Annotated in this window: 17 protein-coding genes; 13 read left to right on the top strand and 4 right to left on the bottom strand. The window is 46.4% G+C overall.

Features of this window, described 5'->3' with window-relative positions:
• Positions 1 to 111: 111 nt before the first annotated feature.
• Positions 112 to 3,300 (top strand): SusC/RagA family TonB-linked outer membrane protein, encoded by a 3,189-nt coding sequence (locus BUR42_RS27730; RefSeq protein ID WP_084185863.1) that lies wholly within the window; start codon positions 112 to 114, stop codon positions 3,298 to 3,300.
• A 14-nt stretch (positions 3,301 to 3,314) separates the two neighbouring features.
• The gene (locus tag BUR42_RS27735; RefSeq protein ID WP_074242782.1) at positions 3,315 to 4,850 is read left to right on the top strand and encodes a SusD/RagB family nutrient-binding outer membrane lipoprotein; all 1,536 of its coding nucleotides are present in this window, start codon (positions 3,315 to 3,317) and stop codon (positions 4,848 to 4,850) included.
• Between the two features lie 64 nt (positions 4,851 to 4,914).
• On the opposite strand, the gene hxpB is transcribed toward BUR42_RS27735, so the two are convergent.
• A complete protein-coding gene (gene hxpB, locus BUR42_RS27740) occupies positions 4,915 to 5,568 on the bottom strand; it encodes a hexitol phosphatase HxpB (protein ID WP_074242783.1) in 654 nt (217 codons plus the stop codon).
• 384 nt (positions 5,569 to 5,952) lie between these two features.
• On the opposite strand from hxpB, the gene BUR42_RS27745 reads away from it, so the two are divergent.
• From BUR42_RS27745 to BUR42_RS27755, 3 genes are read left to right on the top strand one after another with little or no spacing between them, the layout of a single operon-like run.
• The gene (locus tag BUR42_RS27745; RefSeq protein WP_074242784.1) at positions 5,953 to 8,067 is read left to right on the top strand and encodes a HEPN domain-containing protein; all 2,115 of its coding nucleotides are present in this window, start codon (positions 5,953 to 5,955) and stop codon (positions 8,065 to 8,067) included.
• Between the two features lie 14 nt (positions 8,068 to 8,081).
• Positions 8,082 to 8,858 carry a uroporphyrinogen-III C-methyltransferase gene (gene cobA, locus BUR42_RS27750; protein ID WP_074242785.1) on the top strand — a complete coding sequence of 259 codons (777 nt, stop codon included), beginning with the start codon at positions 8,082 to 8,084 and terminating at the stop codon, positions 8,856 to 8,858.
• An 11-nt stretch (positions 8,859 to 8,869) separates the two neighbouring features.
• A complete protein-coding gene (locus tag BUR42_RS27755; RefSeq protein WP_074242786.1) occupies positions 8,870 to 9,454 on the top strand; it encodes a precorrin-2 dehydrogenase/sirohydrochlorin ferrochelatase family protein in 585 nt (194 codons plus the stop codon).
• 146 nt (positions 9,455 to 9,600) lie between these two features.
• On the opposite strand, the gene BUR42_RS27760 is transcribed toward BUR42_RS27755, so the two are convergent.
• On the bottom strand, positions 9,601 to 10,122 hold the full coding sequence (locus BUR42_RS27760; protein WP_074242787.1) for an acyl-CoA thioesterase: 522 nt from the start codon (positions 10,120 to 10,122) through the stop codon (positions 9,601 to 9,603).
• Positions 10,123 to 10,394: 272 nt separating this feature from the next.
• Between BUR42_RS27760 and BUR42_RS27765 the strand changes: the two genes are divergently transcribed.
• From BUR42_RS27765 to BUR42_RS27780, 4 genes are all read left to right on the top strand, one after another.
• Positions 10,395 to 12,050 (top strand): CTP synthase, encoded by a 1,656-nt coding sequence (locus tag BUR42_RS27765; protein ID WP_074242788.1) that lies wholly within the window; start codon positions 10,395 to 10,397, stop codon positions 12,048 to 12,050.
• 118 nt (positions 12,051 to 12,168) lie between these two features.
• The gene (gene yidC, locus BUR42_RS27770) at positions 12,169 to 14,001 is read left to right on the top strand and encodes a membrane protein insertase YidC (protein ID WP_074242789.1); all 1,833 of its coding nucleotides are present in this window, start codon (positions 12,169 to 12,171) and stop codon (positions 13,999 to 14,001) included.
• Positions 14,002 to 14,060: 59 nt separating this feature from the next.
• Positions 14,061 to 14,993 carry a M20/M25/M40 family metallo-hydrolase gene (locus BUR42_RS27775; RefSeq protein WP_074242790.1) on the top strand — a complete coding sequence of 311 codons (933 nt, stop codon included), beginning with the start codon at positions 14,061 to 14,063 and terminating at the stop codon, positions 14,991 to 14,993.
• A 74-nt stretch (positions 14,994 to 15,067) separates the two neighbouring features.
• A complete protein-coding gene (locus BUR42_RS27780; protein WP_074242791.1) occupies positions 15,068 to 15,247 on the top strand; it encodes a hypothetical protein in 180 nt (59 codons plus the stop codon).
• 108 nt (positions 15,248 to 15,355) lie between these two features.
• On the opposite strand, the gene BUR42_RS27785 is transcribed toward BUR42_RS27780, so the two are convergent.
• Together BUR42_RS27785 and porW are read right to left on the bottom strand one after the other, a co-directional pair.
• Positions 15,356 to 17,767 carry a penicillin-binding protein 1A gene (locus BUR42_RS27785; RefSeq protein ID WP_074242792.1) on the bottom strand — a complete coding sequence of 804 codons (2,412 nt, stop codon included), beginning with the start codon at positions 17,765 to 17,767 and terminating at the stop codon, positions 15,356 to 15,358.
• 143 nt (positions 17,768 to 17,910) lie between these two features.
• Entirely contained in the window at positions 17,911 to 20,739 is a 2,829-nt protein-coding gene (porW, locus tag BUR42_RS27790) for a type IX secretion system periplasmic lipoprotein PorW/SprE (RefSeq protein WP_159442360.1), read from the bottom strand.
• Between the two features lie 349 nt (positions 20,740 to 21,088).
• On the opposite strand from porW, the gene BUR42_RS27795 reads away from it, so the two are divergent.
• The 4 genes from BUR42_RS27795 (at position 21,089) to BUR42_RS27810 (ending at position 22,619) form a co-directional block, all read left to right on the top strand.
• Positions 21,089 to 21,478: a hypothetical protein gene (locus BUR42_RS27795; RefSeq protein WP_074242794.1), complete on the top strand. Its 390-nt coding sequence runs from the start codon at positions 21,089 to 21,091 to the stop codon at positions 21,476 to 21,478.
• A 119-nt stretch (positions 21,479 to 21,597) separates the two neighbouring features.
• Entirely contained in the window at positions 21,598 to 22,050 is a 453-nt protein-coding gene (locus BUR42_RS27800) for a bactofilin family protein (RefSeq protein ID WP_074242795.1), read from the top strand.
• Position 22,051: 1 nt separating this feature from the next.
• The gene (locus BUR42_RS30215) at positions 22,052 to 22,240 is read left to right on the top strand and encodes an AtpZ/AtpI family protein (protein WP_143197618.1); all 189 of its coding nucleotides are present in this window, start codon (positions 22,052 to 22,054) and stop codon (positions 22,238 to 22,240) included.
• A complete protein-coding gene (locus tag BUR42_RS27810) occupies positions 22,230 to 22,619 on the top strand; it encodes a hypothetical protein (protein WP_074242797.1) in 390 nt (129 codons plus the stop codon). The genes BUR42_RS30215 and BUR42_RS27810 overlap by 11 nt, the downstream gene beginning before the upstream one ends.
• The last annotated feature ends 3 nt before the right edge of the window (positions 22,620 to 22,622 follow it).

Below are 22,622 nucleotides of genomic sequence, written 5' to 3' on the forward strand. Positions count from 1 at the left end.
CCCCTCATAACCCTCCTGCATCCCCTCATAGATTTTTTTTATTAGGATAGTTTTAACACATGGCCTACCTTCGCAGCCTATTTAGTCTATATAATTAATAGGGTTTAAGCCATGCGACAGAACTATATGCTAGCAACCCTGCTTTTGCTCCTAACCACCATTACCCTTCATGCACAAAGCAGGAAAATCACCGGTAAAGTAATTACCGAAGGCGGACAGCCACTACCCGGCGTTTCCGTATTTATTAAAGGTACCGGAACCGGCACTGCAACCGCCGCAGACGGCACATATGCGCTCCAACCTCCGGATACTGCCACACTGCTCACCTTCTCCCTGATCGGTATGGAAACACAGTCCATACTCATCAACGGCCAGTCAACCATCAACATCACACTGCATGCCGCTGATAAGCAATTGCAGGAAGTCGTAGTAACTGCCCTGGGTATCTCCCGCAGCAAAAAAGCACTGGGTTATGCTGTACAGGAAGTGAAAAGCGCAGAGCTGCAAACCCGCCCTACCAACGCATTGAGCGCACTTTCCGGCAAAGTTGCCGGTTTGCAGGTGATCACCTCTGGTGGTAATATGGGCGGTTCCAGCAGGGTATTATTAAGAGGGATTAATTCCATCTCTGGTAATAACCAGCCACTCTTTGTAATAGATGGTGTTACAATTGACAATGCTGATCTCAACACCAAAAGCACCACCAATGGTTCCGCCGGTAAAGATGTGGGGAATATGATACAAGACCTGAACCCGGATGATATTGAAAATGTGAGTGTGCTGAAAGGCCCGTCTGCCGCAGCCTTGTACGGATCACGCGCTGCAAATGGCGTTATCCTCATCACTACTAAAAAAGGCCGCACCGGCAGAGGATATGATGTAACCATTAATTCAGGTATTGAACTGGAAAGGATCAACCGCCTGCCCGAACGCCAGAAATTATACGGCGGCGGTAAAAGCAATACCTTCCAGGAAGCAGTGATCAACGGGCAAACCTACAAGATCGTTGATTACGGTATGGATGAAAGCTGGGGCCCTAAACTGGATGGTACGCCAGTATTGAACTGGTATAACCTGGACCCTGAATATACCAGTGACTACCTGAAAGCAACTCCATGGGTATATCCTAAAAAGGATGTTACTGATTTCTTCCGCACAGGTATTTCTTCTACTAACAACATTTCTGTTAGCGGCGGTGGTGAAGATCAAACCTTCCGCCTTTCTTATACGAATAAGTCTGTAAGAGGTACCATACCTAATTCAAGCCTGCAAAGGAATACCATCAACTTCTCCGGCTCTACCCGTTTCTCCCGTTTGCTGGCTACTGCCAACTTCAATTATGTGAAGAACAGCAGCACCGGCCGCCCGTGGACAGGAGCCTCCAACCGTAATATTATGCTGGAAGCATTTCAATGGGGCCAGGTGCAGGTGGATTATGATAAGCTCAGCGATTACAAACGCCCGGATGGAACACCCCGTTCCTGGAACCGCAACAGCTGGGAAAATACCACAGCAGGCAGGGCTACTAAATACATAGATAACCCTTACTGGTCTGCCTACGAAAGTTACCTGGAAGAGAACCGCGATCGCTTCTATGGAAATATCGGTCTTGCTTATGACGTGAATAACTGGCTGCAACTGAGTTCCAAAGTGAATGCGGATATTTATAACTACCAGTACCAGGACAGGATTGCCGTATTCTCCCGCAGCCAGAGTAATTACACGGAGTACGCCAATTCATTCAATGAGTTCAACTATGAATTCCTGGCCACTGCCAACAAACGCTGGAACACTTTATCACTCACGGCTTATGCCGGTGGTAATATCATGGACCAGAAACGCCGCATTTCCAATGCAGCCACACAGGGTGGTTTGATCATTCCATTGTATTACAACCTGAAGAATGCCACCAGCGTATTGAATGAATCCAACTTCTATCATAAAAGCATCTACTCCTTATTTGGAAGTGTATCCTTAGGTTATAAGAACTTACTCTTCCTGGATGGGACCATCCGCAACGACTGGAGCAGTACCCTGCCACGTGATAAGAACTCCTTTGCTTATCCATCCGTATCTTCCAGTTTCATCATCAGCGAACTGGAAGGGCTGAAAGATATCTCCTGGCTGAACTTCCTGAAAGTTCGCCTGGGCTGGGCACAGGTAGGTAACGATACAGATCCTTACCAATTGCAGCAGGCTTATGAAGCCCAGCAACCTTTCAACGGTAACCCCGGGTACAAATTACCGGCCGTGTTAGCGAATAAAGACCTGAAACCGGAGATCACCAGCTCCTGGGAAACAGGCCTGAATGTAAGGGCTTTCAACAACCGTGTAGGGCTGGACGTTACTTTCTATAATAACGATAGTAAGAACCAGATCATCAATATACCCGTTTCCACTGCATTGGGTTATGAATCCAAATTCATCAACGCAGGAAAGATCAATAACCGTGGTGTGGAAGTAACGCTGAACGTAGCGCCGGTAAGAACAACAGATTTCAATTGGGATGTGAGTTTTAACTGGTCTAAGAACACCAATAAAGTAGTGAAACTTTCAGAAGGTGTGACCAGCTTCCCGCTTACTGATCCAACCGGTTCACTTATTACCCTGGTAGCAAGAGAAGGAGAGGCTTATGGCCAGTTACTGGGATATGATTTTGTGTACGATAATGCCGGCAACAAAGTGATCACTGCAAATGGGGCTTACGCCAGAACAGAGCAATTGCGTTCTATCGGAAGTGTATTGCCCAAATGGCAGTTCGGCGTGCAGCAGCAATTCTCTTATAAACGTTTTGATGCCAGCTTCCTGGTAGACGGGCGTGTAGGAGGAAAGGTGTTTTCCCAGACCTATAAAGTAGGGATGCAAACAGGTGTATTAGCACCTACAGCAGCCAATGGCATCCGTGAGAATGGCCTGGTACTGGAAGGTGTGAACGGCGATGTGGTATTTAAACCAGATGGCTCTTATACCGTAAGCAACACCAAGACCAATACAACAAAGATCTCTGCATACGATTGGGCATATGGGTTCTCCAATGGCCCTACAACACAAAGCGTATTTGATGGTACTTATGTAAAACTGCGCGAAGTAACAGCAGGATATACCATCCCCTTTGCAAAAACATCCGCCATTCGCCAGGTCCGCGTAGCCGGTTACGGCCGTAACCTCTGGAACATATACCAGGCAAACAAATTCATTGATCCGGAACTCACTAACAGCGGAGGGAACATCCAGGGTGTGGAAGGTGGTAACCTGCCATTGCCCATTACATTTGGTGTAAACGTACAGGTGAAATTCTGATAAAAGTAATCGTCATGAGAAAGAAACATATTTTAATATATAGCTTCACACTGTTAGCAGCAGTATCCCTGGTTTCCTGCAGTGATAAGAAGCTGGAGGAGATCAATACAGACCCTAACAGGCCTGTTGATGTACCCACTACCACTATTATATCTTCTGCACAAAAGCAATTGATGGATAATGCACGCGGTTCCGCAGGCAGTATCAGAAGTGCGATGCTGTTTGCGCAATACTTCTCCCAGAACCAGTACACCAATGAGAGCAGGTACGATCTGCCCAGAACAAACTCTGATACTTATTGGGATAATGCCTACAAAGCATTGAATAACCTGGAACAGGTGATCCGCCTGAATACAGACCCGCTGACGAAAGCAAAAGTAACAGCGGGAGTAGGGCCTAACGAAAACCAGATCGCCATTGCGCGCATCCTGAAATCATACACCTTCCTCACGCTTACAGATGCATTCGGGAATATACCTTACAGCTCTTACGGCAGCAACGATCCTGATTTTCAGGCATTGAAGCTCAATCCGGATATTGCTAAGCCAAAGTATGCTTCCCAGGAAAAGATCTATACAGATATCCTGAAAGAGCTGAAGGAAGCTGCCGCACAGTTGATCGTAACTGAAAATACTTTCGGAAATTTCGATGGCATCTACAAAGGCAAGGCTGATCTTTGGAAACGTTTTGCCAACTCCCTGCGTTTACGTGTAGCCATCCGGGTTCGGGCAAAACTGCCGCAACTGGCAGCAACGCATATCCAGGAGGCCATTGCAGATGGACTGATCCGTAACAATACAGAGAATGCTGCCCTGAAATATGAAGCCAAAGCACCCAACGAAGCACCGCTTTACAGGGCGACCGTAACAGAGAACCGCCGGGATTTTTCCGTATCGCATATTCTGATCAATGTGCTGAAAGGCCAGGTAGGGCCTTTTACGGCTGCAGATCCAAGGTTGAAGATCTATGCCCGTCCTAATAAAGATGGGCTGTATATCGGGCAGCCTTATGGTTTGCTGCCAAGCCTGGCCTCTATCCTGAAAGCGGAAGATATCAGTTTGCCCGGTACCGTGGTGAATGCAGCAGATTATAGTGAAGTGTTGATAGAGTACGCCGAAGTGAGCTTCCTGCTGGCAGAATATAACAATTGGAGCCAGGCAGATTATATCAACGGTGTAAGGGCCTCCCTGGAAAAATGGGGGGTAGATAAACCTTCGGCAGATGCATATGTAGCATTATTACCCGCCGCTACCCAGGAAACGGTATTGTCTCAGAAGTACCTGGCATTATACATGCAGGGAAATGAAGCCTGGGCAGAGATCCGCCGCACCGGTTTCCCTACATTCCTTATAAAGAAGGGAGATGTTGTTTGGCCAACCGCCCCGGCCCCTGAGGAAGAAAAGAAATTCACCCCGCTGGCAGGAACAGGTATTCCCAAACGGATCTATTATCCGCAGAAGGAGCAGGCCGTAAACCTGGAAAATTACAGGGAGGCAGTGGGGCAATTAACGGGGGATAACATTGACGCGAAAGTCTGGTGGAATAATTAACCAGTCATCCTCGATATATAAGGGCGGCATGGGACTTAGCGCTCATGCCGCTTTCTATTTCATATTACAGCAGTTCCAGCTTCCGCTCATCAAACTCCAGTAAAGAATCCAGCTTCAGGTCCGCCAGTACAAACTTCTTTTCCTCCCGCCTGTGTACCTCTGGCACCACCACCACTTTCATCCTGGCAGCCTTGGCGGCAATCATGCCCGTCACAGAATCCTCAAAAGCCACACATTCCAGCGGGGAACTGTTCAATTTCTCCGCGCAGGAAAGATAAACTGCCGGATGGGGTTTGCCGTAAGGCTCAAATTCCGCAGAAACCACCGCATGCAGGGAAGGTCCGATCTGCAAATGGTCCAAAACGGACTGGATCAATCGCATGGGAGAGGAGGAGGCCAGTCCCATTTTGAAATCCCGCTGTGCAAAGAAGTCCAGAATATAATGGAGCCCTTCCATAGCCCGGCCCTCCCGGAGGATCCTGGCCGTAACACCTTCGATGATCTCATCCGTTACCTGCTCGGCACTTTTGGCATCCCACTTAAAATAATTGTGCCAGTAGCTCACTACTTCCTTGGTTCTCAGGCCAGTAGTGTGGCTGGCCAGCTCAGCAGAAAGCTCAACCCCTACTGTTGAAAACACCTCCCGCATGGCCAGGCCCCACAGAGGTTCCGAGTCAATCAGCAGGCCATCCATATCAAAAATCACCGTATTGATCATATAGTCGTTTTTCGCCGCCGCAAAGGTAACGCGAAACTACCGCATGCAGAAGCCCCCAATACCTCGCTTAGCCCCACCTTTCGAAAATTTCTAATTTATACCCCCCTTTTTTATTAAAAAAAGTTTTGCCGTTCGTCCCGGGGGCTATATCTTTGTATTACTCTACAAAATCTATAGGAATATGGGTAATCAAGTATCAATGGGATTGAATATGTGCATGTGCTGTTGGGCTAGCTCAACGGACTAGTGAGGTTTATACATATGAAGTATCTGTTTTCAGAATCATACAAGTTTAAGCCTCCGATATGCCAACGGAGGTTTTGTTTTTTTAGGCATCTGCCGCACGTTATATGAATACATTTTATCACGAGCAATTCAATTATCATGCAAAGTTTCAGAACTGAACTGGAAAATCCGATTGTAGAAAAGGACATCATCGAACTGGAGCAAAAGATCAGGCTGTTTAGAGAAGGAAAGATGTCTGACGAGAAATTTCGCAGTCTGCGTTTAGCCCGGGGCGTTTACGGACAACGCCAGCAAGGTGTGCAAATGGTGCGCATCAAACTTCCCTATGGTAAAATGACTTTACAGCAATGGAAACGTATTGCTGATATCTCGGATGAATATTCCACCGGGAACCTTCACCTGACCACCCGTCAGGATATACAGATCCACTTTGTTTCCCTGGACAAAACGCCTGAACTCTGGGCGAAACTCGAAATAGACGATATCACTTTACGCGAAGCCTGTGGTAACACCGTGAGGAATATTACGGCTTCTGATAAAGCAGGGATAGATCCGGAAGAACCATTTGACATCACGCCTTATGCGGATGCGGCCTTCCGTTATTTCCTCCGTAACCCTGTTTGCCAGGATATGGGCCGTAAGTTTAAGATCTCTTACTCTTCCAGCGACAGGGATACTGCCTTCTCTTTCATGCACGACCTCGGTGTGATCCCCAAGGTCCGCATCGTAGACGGTAAAGAGGTACGCGGTTTCAAAGTAATGGTGGGTGGTGGATTAGGTGCACAACCTTATCTTGCTAAAACTGCTTTTGAATTCCTGGAAGCGGATCAGCTGATCCCTTATACAGAAAGTATCCTGCGTGTATTCGACCGTTATGGTGAAAGGACCAGCAGGCATAAAGCCCGGATGAAATTCCTCATCGCCAAGATCGGTATGGAAGAATTCGAGCGCCTCGTGAAAGAAGAATACAAAGCAGTTAAACTGAAATCAGTGCCGGTAGATCACGCTGCATGGAAAGAACCTGCGCTGCCTGCTGCTAATCCTGCATTGCCTTCTTATACGATCAAAGATCCTAAGCAATACGAAGCCTGGAAGAAAACAAATACTTTCGAGCAAAAGCAGAAAGGTTATTATGGTGCTTATGTACGTGTGCCATTAGGCAATATCAGCTCCGTAAACTCCCGCACCCTGCTGGAAAAACTGGCGCCTGTTGTTGCAGATGATGTACGCGTAACCGTTAACCAGGGCTTATTGCTGAAATACGTACTCCCTGAGCACCTGCCTTATGTTTTCAGTTTACTGGAAGAAGTAGGTTTCCAGGCAGCGGGTTTCGATAGTATTGCAGACATCACTGCCTGCCCTGGTACAGATACCTGTAACCTGGGTATTTCCAGCAGCACCGGTATCGCTGCTGCATTGGAAGAAGTGATCCACAACGAATTCCCGGACCTCATTTATAATAACGACATCAAAATAAAGATCAGCGGCTGTATGAACTCCTGCGGCCAGCACGGTATGGCACATATCGGTTTTCATGGTTCTTCCATGAAGAGCGGTGGAAAAGTATTACCAGCCCTGCAGGTATTGCTGGGTGGTGGTCTTGTTGGGGATGGTGTAGGCCGTGTTTCTGACAAAGTACTGAAAGTGCCCAGCCGTAAAGGTCCTGATGTACTGCGCACACTGCTGCACGATTATGAAACCAATGGTGAGAAAAAAGAACTGTTCAATGATTACTACGATCGTAAAGGAGAGAAGTACTTCTACGAACTGCTGAAACCACTGGCAGACCTGAGTGTATTGGGAGACAGTGATTTCATCGACTGGGGCCAGGCAGAAACTTTCAGCACTGCCATCGGTGTGGGAGAATGTGCCGGTGTAATGATCGATCTCATCGCTACATTATTATTTGAAGCGGAAGAGAAACTGGAATGGGCAGCACAATCTTTTGCCAACAATTCATGGGCAGACGGTATCTATCATTCATATGCATGTATGATCCAAACCGCTAAGACCATGTTGCTGGATGAAAACGTGAACTGTAACACACAGCACGGCATCATCGCTGATTTCGACAAACACTTTGTAGAAACAGGCCGCTTCAAAATAGACAGCTTCAAAACAATGGTGCTGCAGATCAACCAGCACGAACCAACGGAAAGCTTTGCCAAACAATACTATCAACAGGCAAAGGCATTTTATGACAGAGCGCAGGAATACCGTCTTGAAAAGCAGGCGGCGAGTGCAAACGCTTAATAAACCAACCGATCATGCAAACAATACAACCGAAAGTGACACTGGTAGGCGCGGGACCCGGAGACCCCGAACTGATCACCGTAAAAGGATTGAAGGCTATTCAAAATGCCCGGGTGATCCTCTATGATGCTTTATCCAACAATGAATTGCTGGACAATGCACCACAGAACTGCCTGAAACGTTTTGTAGGCAAACGCGCAGGTATGCATGTGTACACACAGGCTGAGATCAACCGCATGATCGTTAAATATGCATTGACCTATGGGAGTGTAGTTCGTCTGAAAGGCGGCGATTCTTTTGTATTTGGCCGTGGTCAGGAAGAACTGGCTTCTGCACAACAGTATGGTATAGAAACAGAAGTGATCCCCGGCATCAGCAGTGCTATTTCCGTACCGGGCGTTAATAAAATTCCTGTAACCGCACGTAACGTGAGTGAAGGGTTTTGGGTGATCACGGGTACCACCCAGGATGGAAAACTTTCCCGTGACCTGGAATTTGCTATCCAGGCAAATACCACGGTAGTGATCCTGATGGGCATGAGTAAACTGGATGAAATTGCTGCAATTTATACCCAACAGGGTAAAGGCCAGACGCCTGCCGCCATTATTCAGAACGGAACACTGCCTACCCAGAAAATGGGCGTAGGAAATGTGGCTGATCTGGGTACATTTGCAAGAGAGCAGGGACTGAAAAATCCCGCCATCATTGTGATAGGGGAAGTGGTAAGGTTCCATGAAGCGTTTCAGGACCTGCAGGCAAAACTCGCGGAGAATTACAAGCAAATCGCATAAAATGTGATCTTATGGAAGAGAATCATTTATTTCCTGTTTTCTTTAAGCTGGATCAGTTACAGGTACTGGTAGTGGGAGGTGGAAATGTGGGTACGGAAAAAGTGAATGCCATCTTACAGAACTGCCCCGCAGCGAGAGTAACCGTAGTAGCTACCTGGTTTGCACCTGAACTGGAAAGCCTCACGGCCGGGTTTCCTAATGTAACGCTCATCCAAAAAGCGTTCTCCTGTGGGGACCTGTTCGGAAAAGACCTGGTAATAGCCGCCACGGCAGACAGGGAATTAAATGCATGCATCTGGGAAAAAGCAAAGGCCAGCAAAGTACTGATCAATGTAGCAGATACCCCCGGCCTGTGCGATTTCTACCTGGGTTCCATTGTACAGAAAGGAAACCTGAAGATCGCCATTTCCACAAACGGGAAATCCCCCACCATCGCAAAAAGATTAAAAGAGGTACTGAACGATGCCATCCCCGATACCCTGGAATCTGTTTTACAACATTTGCAGATCCTGAGGGACAGGCTGAAAGGTGATTTTAATGATAAAGTGAAGAAATTGAATGAATTGACCAGCGTACTGGTGAGCAGGGATCATTGATACCGGGCTTAAATCATAAAAAGGACCGTCCCGGGTATAACCAGGGGCGGTCTTTTCATTTCCAGACAGAGGGTACTCTATTACATAAAGAAGGGCTGTTCCGTAAAAAGAACAGCCCTTTGTGTATTAATTACATTAAAGTAAGCTTATTGCTCATAAAACAAGGCCTTCAGTTCTCCCGCATCCGCAGGTTTCATCTTCCCGCCGAGGATCAGCCTTAGCTGTCTGCGGCGGAGCGCTCCTTCAAACAGTTTCACTTCATCTTCAGATTCCGGGATGATAGGAGGTACGTGGCGGGCCTTGCCATTAGGGTCCAGGGCCACAAAGGTCATAAAGGCCTCGTTGGATTTATACCGGTACTGCTGCACAGGATCTTCGCCCCATACTTTCATATGTACTTCCATGGAAGTAGTGAAAGCACGGGTAACCTGGGCTTCAATATGTACCACATTCCCCAGTTTAATGGGGTTTTCGAAGGAGATATTATCTACAGAAGCAGTAACAACAGGGGCAGCACAGTGTTTCATGCAGGCGAGGGCGGCAGCAATGTCCATCCAGTACATTAAACGGCCCCCCATCAGGTTGGCAAAAGTATTGGTGTCGTTCGGAAGCACCAGCTCAGTCATATTGATCAGGGAGTCATGTGCCTTCTTGGGCGTCAAGGTCATATCGAATGTATTTCAGGTCGCAAATTACGGGAATGCTGCGATAATTCCCGTGAACAAATAAAGTTACACTTCGGTGAAGTTTTTTGAAACGCTTGCCAGTAAAGGATTTGAATTGATATTGAAGGGCCTCTGCGAAAAATTGGCTTGGGTGCGAGGCAAATTTGTGTAACTTTGCATGACCTTACGGAAGTAAATTACTTGACAGGATACACCAAACAGTCCGGCATCACTTCCTCTTTGGTCAAGTAAAAATTTCGGGAACTTAGTTTTTTATGGCAAAATATATCTTCGTTACGGGAGGTGTTACTTCCTCATTGGGTAAAGGAATTATCGCAGCATCCCTGGCAAAACTATTGCAGGCACGCGGCTTTAAAGTGACAATTCAGAAATTTGATCCGTATATCAATGTGGATCCCGGTACACTCAACCCCTACGAACACGGGGAATGTTACGTAACCGAAGATGGCGCCGAAACCGATCTCGATCTGGGCCACTACGAGCGTTTCCTCAATACACCTACTTCCCAGGCCAATAACGTGACCACCGGCCGTATCTATCAAACCGTGATCAACAAAGAAAGAGAAGGGGCCTACCTGGGTAAAACCGTGCAGGTGATCCCGCACATCACGGATGAGATCAAACGCCGCATCCTCCTCCTGGGCAAGGATAATAAATTCGATATCGTGATCACCGAACTCGGTGGTACCGTGGGGGACATTGAATCCCTCCCTTATATAGAAGCCGTTCGTCAGTTGCAATGGGAACTGGGGGAAGAAGATTGCCTTGTAGTGCACCTCACCCTCATTCCGTACCTGCGTGCGGCGAAAGAGCTGAAAACAAAACCCACACAACACTCTGTAAGATTATTAAGCGAAAACGGCGTGCACCCGGATATCATCGTGTGCCGTACCGAAGAACCTTTATATCGTGAACTGAAGAAAAAGATCGCCCTGTTCTGTAATGTGCAGGTAGATGCGGTGATAGAAGCACAGGACGTGGGAACCATCTACGAAGTGCCCCTGGAAATGATGCGCGAGAAACTGGATGTGATCTGCCTGAAAAAGCTGAACCTCCCCGTAGAAAAAGAACCCGAGCTGATCAAATGGCGCGAGTTCCTGGATAAGCTGAAATATCCTAAAACCAAAGTGACCATTGGTTTGATCGGTAAATACGTGGAATTGCAGGATGCCTACAAATCCATCCTGGAATCATTTGTTCATGCAGGTGCCGTGAATGAATGCAAAGTGATCGTACAAAATATTCACTCTGAGCATATTACGCCGGAAAATGTAAGTGAGAAACTGAAAAATCTGGATGGTTTGCTCGTAGCTCCCGGTTTCGGGCACAGGGGAATAGAAGGAAAGATCACCGCTATACAGTATGCCCGCGAAAACCACCTGCCTTTCTTTGGTATCTGTTTAGGTATGCAAATGGCCGTTGTGGAATATTCCCGCAACGTACTCGGCCTCCGCGACGCACACTCCACAGAAATGAACCCGGAAACACCTTACCCGGTGATCAACCTGATGGAAGAACAAAAGAAGATCACTAAAATGGGCGGTACCATGCGTTTAGGCTCCTATGCCTGCGAACTGAAACCCGGCTCGCAAGCTGCTGAGATCTACCATAACCAGGCCTCTATCAACGAACGCCACCGTCACCGCTACGAGTTCAATAACGACTTCCTGGACCAGTTAGAAGAGGGCGGCCTTGTTGCCTCCGGTAAAAACCCGGAAACCGGCCTCGTGGAAATGATCGAATTGCCGGGCCATCCCTTCTTTATAGGCGGCCAGTTCCACCCGGAACTGAAAAGTACCGTAGAAAGCCCGGCGCCTATATTTGTCAGCTTCATCGCCGCCGCCAAGAGTTTTGCCGAAAGCAGGAATGGCAAAGCTAAACAGGCGGAAGAGAAGATGATACATGATTGATATTTTTTATAAGTGATAGTGGATTCCGGCAGATGAATACTTTAACAATTCATCTGCCGGAATTCGTACATATTGCTACCTTATATATTACCTTTGCTCCTTAAATTTTAAAATCGACATGGACAGAAATTCGGTCATTGGTTTTGTGTTACTTGGCGCTTTGCTGATTGGATATATTTTCTGGAATCAACAAAGCACTAATACTGCAAAGCTGGAGAAGGCCCGTCAGGATTCCATCGCCAACCTGAATAAGCCTAAGGAAGAACAGGCCAAAGTAATTGATTCTACCGGAGGCAATATTGTACTGGACTCAGCCCGTCTGCAAAGCGAATACGGTCCTTTTGCCGCAGCCGCCAGCGGAACGGAACAACAACAGGTACTGGAAAACAAACTGGTAAAGATCACTTTTAGCAATAAAGGCGGTGAACCACGTACTATTCAACTGCTTGATTTTAAAACCTCTGATGGCAAGCCCCTGTTCCTGCAACAAGGTTCCTTTAACAGAACAGGCCTGAAAATACCTTTAGCGAATAACCAGTCGCTCAATACTTCGGATGCTTATTTTGCACCACAGCCGGTACAAAAGAATGCAGATGGCAGCCAGACCATCAGCTACCGCCTCGGTACCAGCGCCAACCAATACCTGGAATATGTATATACCCTGAAGGCAGACAGCTACCTGGTGGATTATACCATCAACCTCATTGGTATGCAGAACGTATTGCCGAAAGGTAATATCAACTTCCAGTGGAACAGCCAGGCAGACCGCCAGGAGCATAACATGGAGCAGGAGCGTTTAAATAACCAGATCCATTACCGCTTTGCGAATAAGGACCATGATTATTTCACCCTCACTAACCGCAGCCAGGAAAAGCTGGATAAACCCATCCAGTGGATCAGCTTCAAGCAGCAATTCTTCAATATCACCCTGCTGGCCCGCAAAGAAAACTTTGCATCCGCAGAGATCAATACCAAAGTACCGGAAAGTGGTAACATCGTTGGTCAGAACATGACCACCCTGGCTATCCCTTATAACGGTGCTGCCGCTTACAGCTTCCCCATGGAAGTGTATTACGGCCCTAACCACTACCAGACCTTAAAAAGGATGGATGTAGACCTGGAAAAGATCATCCCGCTCGGTTCCGGGATCTTTGCCTTTGTAAAGTATGTGAACAAATGGATCATCATCCCTGTGTTCAACTTCCTGGGTAGTCTTACTTCCAACTATGGTCTGATCATCCTGCTCCTCACCATCTTCATCCGCCTGATCATTGCTCCGTTCACTTATCAGAGTTATGTATCGGCTGCAAAGATGAAAGTACTGAAACCGGAACTGGATGAATTGCGTGCCAAATACAAAGATGATCAGCAATCCTTTGGTGTGGAACAAATGAAGCTCTTCCGCAGCGCCGGTGTGAACCCGCTGGGAGGTTGTTTGCCTGCACTGATGCAATTGCCCATCCTCGTAGCGATGTACTCTTTCTTCCCCTCTTCCATTGAGCTGAGGCAGGAAAGTTTCCTCTGGGCAAAAGACCTTTCCACCTACGATTCCATCTACACCTTCGGCTTTAATATTCCTTTCTACGGAGATCACATCAGCTTGTTCACCATCCTGATGACCATCACCAGTTTGATCCTCGCTTTCTACAACCGTGGAATGACGGACCAAAGCAACCCGGTGATGAAATACATGCCATATGTATTCCCCGTAATGTTGCTCGGTATCTTCAACAAACTTGCAGCGGCGCTTACTTATTACTACTTCCTGAGTAACGTGATCAGTATCCTGTTGCAATGGGTGATCCAGACCTTTGTGATCAACCACGATAAGATCCATGCAAAGATCCAGGCGAATAAATCAAAGCCGAAGACCCAATCCAAATGGGCGGCAAAACTGGAAGAAATGCAGAAACGCCAGCAGGAAATACAGAAAACACCCAAGAAGAAATAAAATAAAAATATCCCAAAGGCTCCACGAAACTGGGGCCTTTGTTTTTTAACAGTGAACACATGAGAGTTATTTTATTAGCAGGTTTATTATTAACCGCTGCCGGCAGCTATGCACAAACTTATATGCCCTCTGCGGAGCGCATTACCAGAACAGTAAGTTATCTCGCTTCTGATAAATTGAAAGGAAGAGGTACCGCAGAAAAAGGAGGGGAAAAAGCAAGTAAGTATGTGGCAAAGAAATTTGCCACCCTGGGCCTGGAACCGGGTTTTAACGGCAAATATTATCAACCCTTCACCTTTACCCGTGGCAAACATGTTGATGTGCCCAGCAGGAATGTGATCGGCTTCCTGGATAACGGAGCGCCTTATACGATCATCATCGGCGCACATTATGATCACCTTGGCCGGGCCGGGCTTTTCGATGGGAAATACCCTATTGGTGAGATCCATAACGGAGCGGACGATAATGCCTCCGGTGTGGCCGGTTTACTGGAACTGGCAAGGTATTACACAGAGAATGGAACGCAGGAAGACTTCAATTTTATGTTCATAGCTTTTGGAGGAGAGGAGCTGGGATTGCAAGGCTCAAAGTACTATGTGAAGCACCCTGTTGATTCGCTGGATAATATCCATTTCATGCTGAACATGGATATGATAGGGCGGTATAATCCTGAACGTGGGGTAGGTATTGGCGGATACGGCAGTGCGGAAGAATGGCCGGCCATTTTTAAAGATGTTAAAGGAGATGGTGTGAAGTTCTTTACTGATGCAGCTGGTAAGGGTGGATCGGATCATCACAGTTTTTATGTGGCTGGTGTGCCGGTATTATTTTTTCACACCGGCGGACATGATGATTATCACAAACCTACAGATGATATCGCTAAGCTGAAAGCCAGGGAGGAAGCCGGTATCCTGGGTATTGCCATTCAGCTGATCAACAATGCCATGAAGGAAAAGAAGCTGACCTATAAGGGAGAGGAAGAAAAGAAGTAGTTGGTAATTAACAGGAGAATAACAACCATTTTATTTCCGGATGGGTTGTACCTAAGTATTAAATCTTACGTACAATGAAAAAGAACTTACACATCAACCCCGAACTGCAACTGCTTACTACCACACAAATGAATGAGATCAGGGGTGGAGATGTTATTGATGTTAACGAAGTTCAGGATGATATTGAATTACCTAAGCTGCCTAATTTACCATCATCTCAACCGAATTTTATTCCGGTATACGTTAATCAATGAGACAATAAAAAAAGCGTTCCAACCGGAACGCTTTTTTTGTAATGAGATATTTATGTTCTTTTAATTTTAGCTCAACCCCACCGCGCTTTTTGCAAAGGTTGGTTTCAATTAGTTATCTTTCTTCACCGGTTTCGGCGGCATCAAAGCCTTTGGGTCCTTTGGCTGCGTAGCCGGATCTTTCGCCGGTTTATCTTTTTCTTTCGCAGGTTCTTTCTCTTTCGCAGGCTCTTCTTTCTTCTGATTCTCTACCGGTTCTCCATACTGCCCCACATCCACTACCGGTTCATAATCAGTAGCAGCACCATTCCCCACATCTTCTGCTTCAGCGCCGGGTTGTACGTTAGAATCATAATTAAAGTACAGATCATTATGCAGGTTAGCAGGAATAGGGAAGGTAGAATTAGGATCAACCCCCAGTGTTTTATCTGCATACACTTTCTGCATGAAATAAGCCCATATAGGTAAACCCGTATTCGCACCCTGTCCCAATGCTGTACTCGCAAAACGCAGGTAGTTGTTTTCGCAGCCTACCCATGCACCGGCCAGCAATTGTGGGGTATACCCCAGGAACCATCCATCTGTATTATCATTCGTTGTACCGGTCTTACCACCAATCTCACCAGGAATATTAAAACGGAAACGTAATCTCGCACCGGTACCACCCGCAGCAGTAACCCCTTCCATCATCTTCACCATTGTATAAGAATCCGTTTCGCTGATCACTTCTCTTTTTTCAGGAACAGAAGTTTCCAGGATATTGCCATTACGGTCTTCAATACGTGTGATGTAGATAGGTTTGGTGATCACCCCTCTTGCAGGGAACATCGTATAAGCACGCAGCATTTCAAAAAGGGAAAGCTCCGGCGTACCCAATGCAATGGATGGATATTCAGGGATCTTGCCTTCAAATCCGATCTTGTTCTGCGCAAAATCCGCAAAAGCTTTGGCACCTATTTGTTTGATGAGGTAAACGCTCACCAGGTTGAGCGATTTAGCCAATGCACCTGCCATGGAAATGGAACCACCCACGCTTCCCTCAGAGTTGCGGCTCACCGTCCAGTTACCAATGGTAACAGGTTCGTTGGGCAGCATCGCATTCGGACTGAAACCATTCATCAGCGCAAAGCAATAGAGGAATGGTTTAAAGGTAGAACCCACCTGGCGTTTGGTTTTATAAACGTGATCATTTTTGAAATAACGGAAATTAGGACCACCTACCCATGCTTTCACTTCCCCGCTTTCAGGGTCCATGGCCATGAAACCTGCCTGCAGTACAGCACGCATGTATTTGATGGAATCCATGGGCGTCATCACGGTATCGATATCATTCAGATCGGGTTCAGTGAAACTGCGCCATGCGAATACCTTCATTTTAACAGGTGTACTGAAAGCTTTTTTGATCTCTTCGTCCGTAGCTTCATCATCCTTCATTTGTTTATAACGGTCGGATTCTTTCATGAAAGACTCCAGGTCCTTTTGCCTTTTGTCCCACACCTTGCCGGACTTGACATTAGACTGCTGTGCGAAAGATTTTTGCAGGTCTTTCAGATGTTTGGCCACTGCTTCCTCCGCATACAGTTGCATCCGGGGATTGATAGTGGTGTAGATCTTGAGGCCATCCCGATAGAGATTGTATTCTGTACCGTCTGCTTTTTTATGTTCTTTACACCAGGTCTTTAATTCAGCCCGCAGTACTTCACGGAAGTAAGGAGCCAGTCCTTTATTGTGATCTATTTTGTTATAGCGTAAAACGATCGGACGGTTTTTGGCAGCTTCACCTTCAGCTTTGGTGATATAACCTTCATCGATCATATTCTCGATCACCGTATTCCTTCTGTCGCGCGCCATTTGAGGATTCCTCCTGGGATTGAATTGAGAAGGGCCTTTCAGCATACCTACCAGCATAGCTGCTTCTTCGAGGGATAAACGGCTGGGATCTTTACTGAAGAAAGTACGTGCGCCGTTTTCAATACCATACACGTTATCTCCGAAAGTAACTGTATTCAGATAGAGCGTAATGATCTCTTCCTTGGTGAAATTCCTTTCCAGTTTGATAGAGATCACCCATTCCGGTAATTTCTGGAAAGCACGTGCAAAGAAATTCCTTGCCCTTTGTTTTCCTTCTGCATCTGCTTGCAGGTTCAATGCCAGCTGTTGTGTAATGGTACTGGACCCTCTTTTTTTACCGATCAGCAGGTAAAAAGGAATAGCGATGGTGCCTTTGGCAGAAATACCGGAGTGTTCATAGAAACCACGGTCTTCTGTAGCCAGGAGGGCATTGATAACGTTTTTGGAGATATCCTTATAGTCGATATTGGAACGGTCTACGGAAAGATATTTACCCATAACGGTACCATCCTCTGCAAGTACCTGCGAGGCAAGAGCCGTTCTGGGGTTCTCCAGTTCCTCAATACTGGGCATATGCCCAATGAGGCGGAGATTGATGAGTAAAATAAGGATCACCAGGAAGGCAAGCCCTCCCCCGAATACCCACCATAATAATTTTACGGATTTCTTCATATGTTAAATTGTGTGAAACAGTCTGTATGGTGCAAAAATATCTAAATTCCCCGGCTTTCATAGGCCTTGCCCAATGAGGATTTTCTCTTCATTGGGTGCTACCATCATATAAAACGCAAATAATATTGAACGTAGTGCAAATATTATTCCGTTATGTAGTTGGTATTAAAGAATTTCTTGTAGCCCTCTATGTCTTTTGTATTGTTGAGAAGAATGAAGTTTTCTCTTGATATGATAAAGAATTTATACTCAGTAGGTTTGATCCTCGGAATGATCACGGAACTGGCTGATTTAGAGATCTCATCCAGGTAATCCAGGGCTTTATCTTCACTCGGGAAAAGCCGGAAAATGACCATGATCTCGGTAGGTGTGAGCACAAAACTGCTCGTTTCCACTTTATCTGTCACGTGTTTCTCTGCATTGTACTTGGAGAACTGCGCAAGTGCTTCATCTACAAGCACTTTGGATACCCGTGTGAAGTACATCACCACAAAATGTGGATTCGCCGCTTTTTCATCACCCAGTTTATAAGGTGTAACAGGGGGTGGCGGAGGAGGGGCTACAGCAACTGCTGCAGAATCCGTTGCAGGTTTTTGCACCACAGCGGCAGAATCTTTCAGATCGGGTTTAGGAGACTGCCATGGATAACGGATAGAAATATTCTCATCTACTATGGCATTCCCTGCACTATCGCGTGCAACCTGCAGGTTGGACAGGTAATCCACCACTTCTTTTTTCTTATTTAGCGCATCTGAGATCATAGTAGCCTGACGTAAGATGATATCATCTCCGGGATACTTTTTGATCACTGCCGCGATGGCATTTTTGCCTTCATCTTCCGTACCGGTTTTAATAATGGTCATGGCTTCCAGCAGGTCAAAACGGGATTGCAGGGAGCTGAACTGGAAAGCAGAATCTGCCTGCCGCTTTAAAGTGAGTACGGTATCGTAATTGCCTGTGAGATAAGCCATGTAAGCGGACTCATAAATTGCACTCACGGCTTTTGTGCGCTCTTTATTTTCATCCTTCGGTAAACCGAACTGGATATAATTGGCATAACTGGTACCACCGAACTGGCTCAGCACAATCTGTTTGTAACGCGCAGCTTCCTGCGTATGGCCCATTTTTTCATGCCATACATACAGGGAATACATGATCTCTGCCTTACGCGGATTATCCGGGAATCTCGCCAGCAGCGAATCGTAAGAAGCGATCGCATCCCGGGGATTTTCCAGTTTATCATGGTATAATTTACCCAGTTCGTACCAGGCATCCATTTGTTTGGTACGGGATTCCGCCAGTTTTTCCGGCGTTACGGGAAGATTGGCGGCCAGCACATTGCTATTGATGCTATCCGCAGGTAAACGGTCGATATTGGCAGCCACATTATCTGTAGCAGGTAACTCATCCGTAAGCGGTTGCTTATTGGCAGAAGAAGCGATGGAAGCTCCCTGGCTTCTGCGCCAGTTATCAGACAACTGGCGGTTTCCCCATCTGCGCTTAAATTCAGAATAACCACTGGATTTGCTGCCGGTATTATAAAAATACCAGTCCCCTGCAGCATCTCCGTTATTACCGGGAGCATTGGAATTATTGTAACGGTTGTTATTGTTATAAGCCTGGTATTGCTGATCTTCTCCTTTCTTCACAGGAGCATTCTTTTCATTACGAATGATCGTCACTTTCCTGGCAAGCAGGGCTTCTCTTTGATCTGCCGGTAATGCAGCGATCCTTTGGAGACTGTCTTCCTGGTTGATCAGGTCTATTCTTTTTGCTACTTCCGTTAACACCTCTTTGCGGGTGTTAACCAGTTCGGCATCTGCAAACTCAGGCCCCATAATACTGGCTGTACTGTCGTAATACCGCTGGGCAATGAGATAGTTCTTCTGGAAGTAATGAATATCCGCGATAGCTTTGAAGGTCAGTGTTTTCTGCAGCATATTGGGGTTTTCCACCTTCAGTGCTTTATGCAGGTAATCCAATGCCCTGTTGGGATCGTCGTTGGCAACAATGGAGGCCATGTTGTAATAGAGCGCATCTTTAAAGGGCAGGAAACGTTCTTTACGCATCATGCGCTGTAAAGCAGCCAGGCTTTGTTCCATATTGGCACCACTCACTTTTGCATTGGCGCGGGCTATCTGTACCCGGGCATTGAAGTCCATCAGCGCATCCGGCTTACGTGCAATCACATCCCGGAATGCATCCATGGCGGAATCCGGTACATTCTGGGAAAAGTAAAGCTGGCCCAGGATATAGCTCATGCGTGCCCTTTCGTCCCTGCTGCCTTTACCTTTTTTAATAGCCACCTTTAAAGGTTCTATGGTTTCCCTGTACAAGCCTTGTTTATAAAAGCGGTAAGCCTGTAATTCTGCCAGCTGGCCTTCCAGCCGGCGGGGAAAATAAGGGTCTGTTTCCAGTATGTTCAAAAGGGATTGTGCTTCGTCGTGTTTCTTTTCCTCCAGGTAAACACGTGCCTGCCAGAGGAAGGCATCATTCCTGGCAGATTTATGCCTGAAACGGCTAAACCAGTTCTTTTCTTTTTCGCGGGAGGAAACGGACAGTTGGGAGTCTTCACTTCTGCCGATCACCGTGCTGTATTCAGATTTCTTTTTAGGGGCAAAGGTGGTATTGATATACTTGAAGGTGTTATTGGCATTCTCCCAGTCGCCTTTATAATAATAAGCCTTACCAACCAGCAGGTAACAATCGTCTATCCATTTACTGCGCGGATCGTGGATCTGTACAGCTACGGAGGCTTTCTGGATCACGGAATCCAGGTCTGTGGTATTCAGGTTCAGTTTATCAACGGAAAAGGGGTAGAAGGGGAGGAATACATTATAATTATCCTGCCGTTGGGTGTTAATGCCTTTCAGCACACCCTCCAGCTTGAGTTTGGCGTGATAGTAATAGTTATACCGGGTCACAGTGTTCTGCACCAGCCTTCGCTTGATGGTCCAGCGCTTTTCGGCCATTTTTTCAGAAGGAGGGCGCCGATCTTCTACTTTAACAGGTTTATTAACCTGGCTTTGCCCAAATACGGCCAGTGCCCCCGAACACAAAATCAAACTTACCACACAAGCGCGTACATATAAGGATCTAGAACAATTCATGTATTTAACCAGGGTCAATAAGAACTATTATATAAACTATGTAATTGGAAAAAATATTTTAAAGATATGATTATTTTTTTCTTTGCGGAGAGGAAGGGGGTAGCCATATTATTGCCTAACTTTATGAGAATTACGATTTTTGATTGATTTTTCGGGAAATTCCACAATCTTTACATTAACAAAAAAGAATACATCTCCGTAACTGAACGCAATGGCAGAAGACAAAAACAAAAGGAGCCTCGACAGGTTAAACCACAAGTACAGGCTGGTGATCATGAATGACGATACCTATGAAGAGGTAACGGCATTCCGCCTTTCCCGTATGAGTGTATATATAGCATTGAGCACCCTGTTCGTTTTACTGGTAGCCATTACGGTGGCCACTGTTGTATTCACGCCCCTGCGTTACTACATTCCCGGCTACGGGGACCTGAAGCAACGGAAGGAGTTCCTGCAGTTGCGGATGAGGGCAGATTCCCTGGAAAGGTCCATTATCACCCGCGACCAGTACCTGGATAACCTGAAGAACGTGATTGGCGGCAACATCCAGCTGGATACAAATATGCTCAAAGTGCCCAAGGTAGACAATAGTACCTATTAACGTAATTCAGGGCCGGGGAGATTTAATAATATTATAATACACATATCAATATATTTAACTATCTTACCAGCGTCTTTAATTTTGACCATATATCTTAAAAACTGAAAACCTTTGAACCTATGTTTAACCAAACAAAGAAAGGCGACGCCAAGGGGCTCATGCCTACGTCCAACATCAACCTTATTGGTAACGGCACCACTATCAATGGCGATATTGCGTGCGAGGGTGATATTCGTATAGATGGCCAGGTGAACGGACTGGTATCCACGAAGGCAAAGATCGTTGTGGGGCCGGAAGGAGAGATCAATGGTGATCTGGTCTGCCAGAGTGCAGATATCCTGGGGAAAGTAACAGGTATTATTAAGGTAGAGGAATTACTCTTCCTGAAAGGCAATGCTTTGATCAAAGGAGATATATACACCGCACATTTTGAAATGGAGCCTACGGTGAAGTTCAATGGCCGTTGCTATATGGACCCTAATGATGCGCCTGCAGCAGCTTCTGCTTCATCATCCTATAATCATTCGGATTCTAAAAATGGAAGAACAGTCCTCCAGGAAGAGACCGTATAACATGCTCTGGCGTTACGCCGGACTTGCATTTCAAATGATGGCAGCCATCGGTATATCCTTGTGGCTGGGATACCTGTTGGATCAGTGGCTGGGCATGAAGTTCCCGCTGTTCATGATCATTTTTTCTTTACTGGCTTTAGCACTACTTTTGTGGAAGATTGTTAAAGATACCAGTAAGCATGACCGATAAATTTATTCTCTGGCTGGCAGTTGTTTTCATAGGGATCACTGCCGCCTTATTTCTCTTAAAGACCTGGCTGCTCCAAACGCTGGGCGTACATTACGAAGTGCTGGTGGCAGGTAACATTGTCATGGCACTCATCACACTCATCAGTTATTCACTGAACCGCAAGGGCATGACGAGCGAAAACGCGAATGTCATTGTGCGTTCTGTTTATGCGTCTACGTTGGCTAAACTCATGCTTTGCGTAGTAGCGATTGCGGTCTATGTGATCGTAAACCGCACCCGTGTAAGCAAAGCCACTATCTTTCTGTTCATGTTCTTCTATCTCGTATACACCGTATATGAGACCAGTCATTTGATCCGAACCAGCAAAAAGAAATCGTAGCGC

The organism is Chitinophaga niabensis, assembly GCF_900129465.1.
In the GTDB taxonomy this organism is placed as follows: Bacteria; Bacteroidota; Bacteroidia; order Chitinophagales; family Chitinophagaceae; genus Chitinophaga; species Chitinophaga niabensis.

Coding starts and splice junctions, on each gene's coding strand:
- BUR42_RS27755 (WP_074242786.1), top strand. CDS start 8,870: ATGGAAGAGAATCATTTATTTCCTGTTTTCTTTAAGCTGGATCAGTTA.
- BUR42_RS27785 (WP_074242792.1), bottom strand. CDS start 17,767: ATGAAGAAATCCGTAAAATTATTATGGTGGGTATTCGGGGGAGGGCTT.
- BUR42_RS27730 (WP_084185863.1), top strand. CDS start 112: ATGCGACAGAACTATATGCTAGCAACCCTGCTTTTGCTCCTAACCACC.
- BUR42_RS27810 (WP_074242797.1), top strand. CDS start 22,230: ATGACCGATAAATTTATTCTCTGGCTGGCAGTTGTTTTCATAGGGATC.
- BUR42_RS27745 (WP_074242784.1), top strand. CDS start 5,953: ATGCAAAGTTTCAGAACTGAACTGGAAAATCCGATTGTAGAAAAGGAC.
- yidC (WP_074242789.1), top strand. CDS start 12,169: ATGGACAGAAATTCGGTCATTGGTTTTGTGTTACTTGGCGCTTTGCTG.
- porW (WP_159442360.1), bottom strand. CDS start 20,739: ATGGCCGAAAAGCGCTGGACCATCAAGCGAAGGCTGGTGCAGAACACT.
- cobA (WP_074242785.1), top strand. CDS start 8,082: ATGCAAACAATACAACCGAAAGTGACACTGGTAGGCGCGGGACCCGGA.
- BUR42_RS27735 (WP_074242782.1), top strand. CDS start 3,315: ATGAGAAAGAAACATATTTTAATATATAGCTTCACACTGTTAGCAGCA.
- BUR42_RS27800 (WP_074242795.1), top strand. CDS start 21,598: ATGTTTAACCAAACAAAGAAAGGCGACGCCAAGGGGCTCATGCCTACG.
- BUR42_RS30215 (WP_143197618.1), top strand. CDS start 22,052: ATGCTCTGGCGTTACGCCGGACTTGCATTTCAAATGATGGCAGCCATC.
- BUR42_RS27780 (WP_074242791.1), top strand. CDS start 15,068: ATGAAAAAGAACTTACACATCAACCCCGAACTGCAACTGCTTACTACC.
- BUR42_RS27795 (WP_074242794.1), top strand. CDS start 21,089: ATGGCAGAAGACAAAAACAAAAGGAGCCTCGACAGGTTAAACCACAAG.
- BUR42_RS27760 (WP_074242787.1), bottom strand. CDS start 10,122: ATGACCTTGACGCCCAAGAAGGCACATGACTCCCTGATCAATATGACT.
- hxpB (WP_074242783.1), bottom strand. CDS start 5,568: ATGATCAATACGGTGATTTTTGATATGGATGGCCTGCTGATTGACTCG.
- BUR42_RS27765 (WP_074242788.1), top strand. CDS start 10,395: ATGGCAAAATATATCTTCGTTACGGGAGGTGTTACTTCCTCATTGGGT.
- BUR42_RS27775 (WP_074242790.1), top strand. CDS start 14,061: ATGAGAGTTATTTTATTAGCAGGTTTATTATTAACCGCTGCCGGCAGC.